This is a genomic window from Paraburkholderia sp. (assembly GCF_035501035.1).
GTDB lineage: Bacteria > Pseudomonadota > Gammaproteobacteria > Burkholderiales > Burkholderiaceae > Paraburkholderia.
This window is the reverse complement of the sequence record NZ_DATJWR010000019.1, coordinates 1-5,625: the sequence shown is the minus strand read 5'-3', so window position 1 is coordinate 5,625 and position 5,625 is coordinate 1. Positions and strand designations below refer to the sequence as shown.

General features: G+C 68.2%; 4 protein-coding genes and 1 pseudogene. 1 reads left to right on the top strand and 4 read right to left on the bottom strand.

Annotated elements, in window-relative coordinates:
• The 4 genes and pseudogenes from pcnB to VMJ11_RS01350 form a co-directional block, all read right to left on the bottom strand.
• Positions 1-1,301 (bottom strand): polynucleotide adenylyltransferase PcnB (pcnB, locus tag VMJ11_RS01365; protein WP_325616149.1); only part of this gene is annotated, 1,301 nt, incomplete at its 3' end.
• Positions 1,298-1,984 carry an HAD family hydrolase gene (locus tag VMJ11_RS01360; RefSeq protein ID WP_325616147.1) on the bottom strand — a complete coding sequence of 229 codons (687 nt, stop codon included), beginning with the start codon at positions 1,982-1,984 and terminating at the stop codon, positions 1,298-1,300. The genes pcnB and VMJ11_RS01360, both read right to left, overlap by 4 nt.
• A gap of 881 nt (positions 1,985-2,865) precedes the next feature.
• Positions 2,866-3,543, bottom strand: a pseudogene (gene hda / locus VMJ11_RS01355) (DnaA regulatory inactivator Hda); the annotation flags it as partial.
• Positions 3,544-3,568: 25 nt separating this feature from the next.
• On the bottom strand, positions 3,569-4,645 hold the full coding sequence (locus VMJ11_RS01350) for an AI-2E family transporter (protein ID WP_325616145.1): 1,077 nt from the start codon (positions 4,643-4,645) through the stop codon (positions 3,569-3,571).
• A 189-nt stretch (positions 4,646-4,834) separates the two neighbouring features.
• On the opposite strand from VMJ11_RS01350, the gene purM reads away from it, so the two are divergent.
• A partial coding sequence (gene purM / locus VMJ11_RS01345; protein WP_325616144.1) for a phosphoribosylformylglycinamidine cyclo-ligase occupies positions 4,835-5,625 on the top strand: 791 nt, incomplete at its 3' end.

The window sequence follows — 5,625 nt, the reverse complement described above, 5'->3', positions numbered from 1 at the left end:
CCGCGCCCGCGCTTTTCGAGGCGCTGTTGCAGGCCCCAGATCTCGCGCATGTCCGACGAGTAGCGGCGATGGATCGCGAGCTTCTCTGTTTGCGCGTCGATCACGTCGTCCATCGCGCGGTGCAGCGCCGGAACCGGGTATTCGTCCGCGGCCGTGTACTGCTGCCAGCGCTGCTGCACGTCGTGCCACAGGAGCGTGGCGAACAGGAAGCCCGGCGACACCGGCTTGCCCGCGCGCACGCGTGCATCCGTGCTCGACAGCGCGAGCGAGATGAAGCGCTCGCCGTGCGGCTGCTCGAGAATCACGTCGAGCAGCGGCAGGAGGCCATGATGGAGCCCCTCCTTGCGCAGCCACCTCAGGCACTCCAGCGCGTGGCCCGAGAGCAGCAGCTTGAGCATCTCGTCGAAGAGCCGCGCGGCCGGCACGTTGTTCATGAGATCGGCGAGCTCCTTGATGGGCTCGCGCGTGCGCTCCTCGATTTCGAAGCCGAGCTTCGCCGCGAAGCGCACGACGCGCAACATGCGCACCGGGTCTTCGCGATAACGCGTGGCCGGGTCGCCGATCATGCGCAACAGGCGCGCGCGCATGTCGGCCATCCCGTTGTGATAGTCGAGCACGGTCTGCGTGGCCGGGTCGTAGTACATCGCGTTGATCGTGAAGTCGCGCCGCGTCGCGTCCTCGTGCTGCTCGCCCCAGACGTTGTCGCGCAGCACGCGGCCGCTCGAGTCGACGGCGTGCGTCTTGCGATCGAGCTCGTCGCGGCGCATGCGCTTGCCCGGTGCGCTCGCCGCTTCGGCTTCCGGCGGGGCGTCGACGAGCGCGCGAAACGTCGAGACTTCGATGATTTCCTGGCCGAACTGCACGTGCACGATCTGGAAGCGCCGGCCGATGATGCGCGCGCGCCGGAACAGCTTCTGGACCTGGTCGGGCGTGGCGTCGGTGGCCACGTCGAAGTCCTTGGGTGCGACGCCGAGCAGCAGGTCGCGCACCGCGCCGCCCACGATGAACGCACGGAAGCCCGCCTGCTGCAGGCCTTCGGTCACGCGCACGGCGTTGCGCGAAATGAGCGCGGGGTTGATGCCGTGGACGTCGGCGGAAAGGAGGACGGGGGTGGCCGGATCGGCTGCGCCCTTGCCGGCGCGCGGCTTCGTCGCTTTCTGCGCGCTGGCCGGCTTGCGGCGCGCGCGCGTGCTGGCGGAGCCGGCGTCCGCGCTTTCATGCGCGGCGGCCGGGGCTTCGGTGTCTTGCGCCGCTGCGGCGTCGCCATGGCCCAACAGCTTGCGGATGAGTTTTTTGATCACGAGGCTTGGAACAGATCGAGGATGCGCCAGCCCGCTTGTTGCGCGTGAGCGCGCAGGGTGTCGTCGGGGTTGGTGGCGATCGGGTCGGTGACCTTTTCGAGCAGCGGAATGTCGTTGTGCGAGTCGCTATAGAAGTAGCTGTGCTCGAAATCCGACCAGCTCTTGCCGAGCGAGGCGAGCCACGCTTCCACGCGCACGATCTTGCCTTCGCGGTAGCTGGGCGTGCCCGTCGGCCGGCCGGTGAACGCCGATGCCGGATGGCCGTCCACCGTTTCGACTTCGCAGGCGATCAGCTTGTCCACGCCGAAGGCCTCGGCGATGGGCGCCGTGATGAATTCGTTCGTGGCCGTCACCACGCAGCACAGGTCGCCCGCTTCCTTGTGCTCTTTCACGAGCTCGACGGCGGCCGGCAGGATGGTCGGCTTGATCACCTCGTGCATGTACTGGTCGTGCCAGGCCTTCAGCTGCGCGCGCGAATATTTCGCGAGCGGCGTGAGCATGGCGACGAGGTAAGCGTGGATGTCGAGCACGCCGGCCTTGTAGTCGGCGTAGAAGCGGTCGTTCTGCTCGGCGAAGCGCTCGCCGTCGACAATGCCGAGCTTCACCATGAAGCGGCCCCATTCGTGGTCGCTGTCGGTGGGGATCAGCGTGTGATCGAGATCAAAAAGTGCAAGGTTTGCCATGGGCGCTCATTTTACTTGAAGCGGGTGATGCCGTTGCTGGTACCGGATGGCGGCGACGGCGCGGCGGGGTCCTCGGACGCGTTCGGCGCGCTCGCGCCAGGCGGCGCGGGAGCGGCTCGAGGCACGTGGTGCGGGTCGTTTCCGGCGGAGTTCGTGTTCTGATCGTGCGTGGCGGGCGTGCCGGTGGGCGATTCGGTGGTCGTTGCGTTGGCCGATCCGGTGAGCGATTCGCTGGCCGATTCCGAGGTCGATTCCGAGGCCGATTCCGAGGCCGATTCCGAGGCCGTTCCGGCGGCGGGGGCAGCGTGCTCATCCGGCGCGTTGCCTGACGGGGCGCCCGCCGCCGTGGCGGGCGCAGCCGCACCGGCCGGCGGATCGAGGTCGCCGCGCAACTCGCCGGTCATCTCGTTGCTGACGTCGGCTTCGACTTCGCCCTTGAGCTCGGCGCCCAGTTCCTTGTGGACGACGTGACGGTATTTGGCCCCCAATTCGCCCTCGACGTTGTCGGTCGGCTTCTTGAACGGCACCGGCAGCGCGGGGCGCGCCTGCAAGGCGGGCGGTTTCGGCGCCTCGTAGGGCTCGGCGGCGGTGGGTTCGGGCGCGGGGCTTTGCCGCGCACTGTCACTGGCACTCGTATTCGATGCCGACGGCGCGGACGGCGCTTCGTCCGCATTCGCCTGCGCGGCAGCTTCGCCGCCGGCCTGGCCGCCTCGTCCGCTGTGCGGCTCGGCGTTCACTTCGCCGGCCGGTTCGCTTTTTGCGTCGCTGCTTGCTGCGCCGTTCGCACTGTGCGCGCCGCCCGCTCCCGTCGCTGTTTCGCCGCATGGCTCGTCGTCCAGCAGCGGCGCGCTCGCGGCGTTCGCCAACTCGCCCACGCCCTTCGCGAGCATCGTGCGCAGCAGCGGCAACGTCACCGCGCGCTTTTGCTCCAGCGAGAAGCGGTCCAGCGCGTCGAGCAGGCCCATGAGGCTCGGCATGTCGCGCCGGAAATGCGTGAGCAGGTAAGCGGGCACGTCGTCGGCGAGCGCGATGCCGCGCTCGCGCGCCGCGAGCTTGAGGATGGCCGCCTTGCCTTCGTCGGAGAGCGGCGTGAGATGGAACACGAGGCCCCAGCCAAGGCGCGTGCGCAGGTCCTCGCGCACGGCGAGCCCCATTGGCGGTGCGTTGCCCGTCGCGACGAGCGCGCAGCCGGGGTACGCGCGCACCTCGTTGAACAGGTTGAAGAGCGCGATCTGCTGGGCGCCGGAGAGCGCATCGCAGTCGTCGATGGCGTAGATCGTCACGCGCGGATCGAACGTGAACGCCGTCAGCGCGCTTTGCGGGCCGATATAGCGCACGTGTCCCGGCGGCGCTTCATGGGCGAGCGCTTGCAGCAGATGGCTGCGCCCGTTGCCGGGCTCGCCCCAGACATAGAACGTGCGATCGGCGATCGGGCCCGCCATGAGCGCCGCGTCGAGACCGCGCAGGCGCGCGACCAGCTCGGCGTTGGCGCCGATATGGAAGTTGTCGAAGGTCGATGGCGGCGGGGTGCCGAGATCGAGCGTTAACTGTCGCTGCACGGTGTATCGGGGTATCAGGCCGGAATCAGTTCTTGTAGAGCGCGCTCGCGAGGTAACTGTGCCGCAGCTCGCGCAGCGCGATCGACACGATGGCGCTCGCCGGCAGCGCGAGCAGCACGCCGAAGAACCCGAACAGCTGCCCGAACGCGAGCAGCGCGAAGATGACCGCGAGCGGATGCAGCCCGATGCGCTCGCCCACGAGGCGCGGCGTCAGGTAGAAGCCTTCGAGCACCTGCCCGACGCCATAGATGAGCGCAACCGCGCCGAGGCCATACCAGTTGCCGAACTGCAGCAGCGCGGCGACGAGCGCGAGCACGAGGCCCGTGGCGTAGCCGAGATAGGGAATCAGGACGGCTACGCCCGTGAATACACCCACCGGCACCGCGACCTGGAAACCCGCGATGGAGAGCGCGATCGCATAGTACGCGGCGAGGATCGCCATCACGAGCAACTGGCCGCGCAGATATTGCGCGAGCATGCGGTCCATCTCCTGCGCGAGCTCCACGGTGCGATCGAGCCAGCGGCGCGGCACGAAGGTCTGCAGGCGGCCGAGCATCGCATTCCAGTCGAAGAGCAGATAGAACAGCACGAGCGGCACGAGCACGACGTTCGAGACGACGCTGATCGCCACGTTGCTGCTCGTGCGGATCGAGGCCCAGGCGTAGAGCGCGATCGACTGCGCGCTGTCCTCCACGCGGCTCGTGATCATGTCTTTGAGGCTCTGGTAGTCGAGCGAGTCGCCGGCGCCGAAGAACTGGAGCTTCGGCTGCAGCCAGTCGTGCAGGTGCGTGATCATGCCCGGCACCTGCTGCTTGAGCTGCGGCCCTTCCTTCTGGATCACGACGAGCAGCAGCACGACCAGCATGGTGGCGGCGAGCCCGAAGAGCAGCATCATCGCGAGCGCGGCGAGGGCGCGCGGCACGCGGCGGCGCACGAGCCAGGCCACCCCCGGCTGCAGCATGTAGGCAAGCAGGCCCCCCAGCAGGAACGGCGTGAGGACCGGCCGCAGCAGCCACAGCACGATGCCGAGGGCAAGCGCGATCCCGGTCCAGATGAAGGCCTGACGCTGGTATGGCGTGAAAATCGATGTGTTCTGCGACAAAACTTGAGTTTCCGGTTGTGGGGCGGCTGCGGGGCGCCAGCGCGTCCTGGCGGGCGCGCCGGCGGCCGGCATGGCGCCTGCCGGGGGCCGCGCCTCGCAGGCGCGCGCGCCAAAACTCGCTTCGCGCGCGGCGGCGGGGCGCCGTCAATCGGTTAAAATCGCATTTTACCGACCTTCTGGCGCTTCCCCATGAATCAACCGAAATCCGGCCCCGCTAATCAGGCTCAAGCGGAGCAACAAGGCCTTTCCTACCGCGACGCTGGCGTGGACATCGACGCGGGCGACGCGCTCGTCGATCGCATCAAGCCCTTTGCGAAGAAGACCCTGCGCGACGGCGTGATGGGCGGCATCGGCGGATTCGGCGCGCTCTTCGAAGTGCCGAAGAAGTACAAGGAGCCCGTGCTCGTCTCGGGCACCGACGGCGTGGGCACCAAGCTGCGCCTCGCGTTTCATCTGAACAAACACGACACGGTCGGCCAGGATCTCGTCGCGATGAGCGTAAACGACATCCTCGTGCAGGGCGCCGAGCCGCTGTTCTTCCTCGACTACTTCGCGTGCGGCAAGCTCGATGTCGACACGGCGGCGACGGTCGTGAAGGGCATCGCGCAAGGCTGCGAACTGGCGGGCTGCGCGCTGATCGGCGGCGAAACGGCCGAAATGCCGGGCATGTACCCCGACGGCGAATATGACCTCGCCGGCTTCGCGGTGGGCGCGGTCGAGAAGAGCAAGATCATCGACGGCAGCACGATCGCCCCGGGCGACGTGGTGCTGGGCCTCGCCTCGAGCGGCATCCACTCGAACGGCTTCTCGCTCGTGCGCAAGATCATCGAGCGCGCGCAGCCGGACCTCGCCGCCGACTTCGACGGCCGCTCGCTCGCCGACGCGCTGATGGCGCCCACGCGCATCTACGTGAAGCCGCTCCTGAAGCTCATGGAGCAGATCACGGTGAAGGGCATGGCGCACATCACGGGCGGCGGGCT

Excerpts from the sequence above, each read along its gene's own strand:
- VMJ11_RS01360 (WP_325616147.1), bottom strand. The coding sequence starts at position 1,984 with ATGGCAAACCTTGCACTTTTTGATCTCGATCACACGCTGATCCCCACC.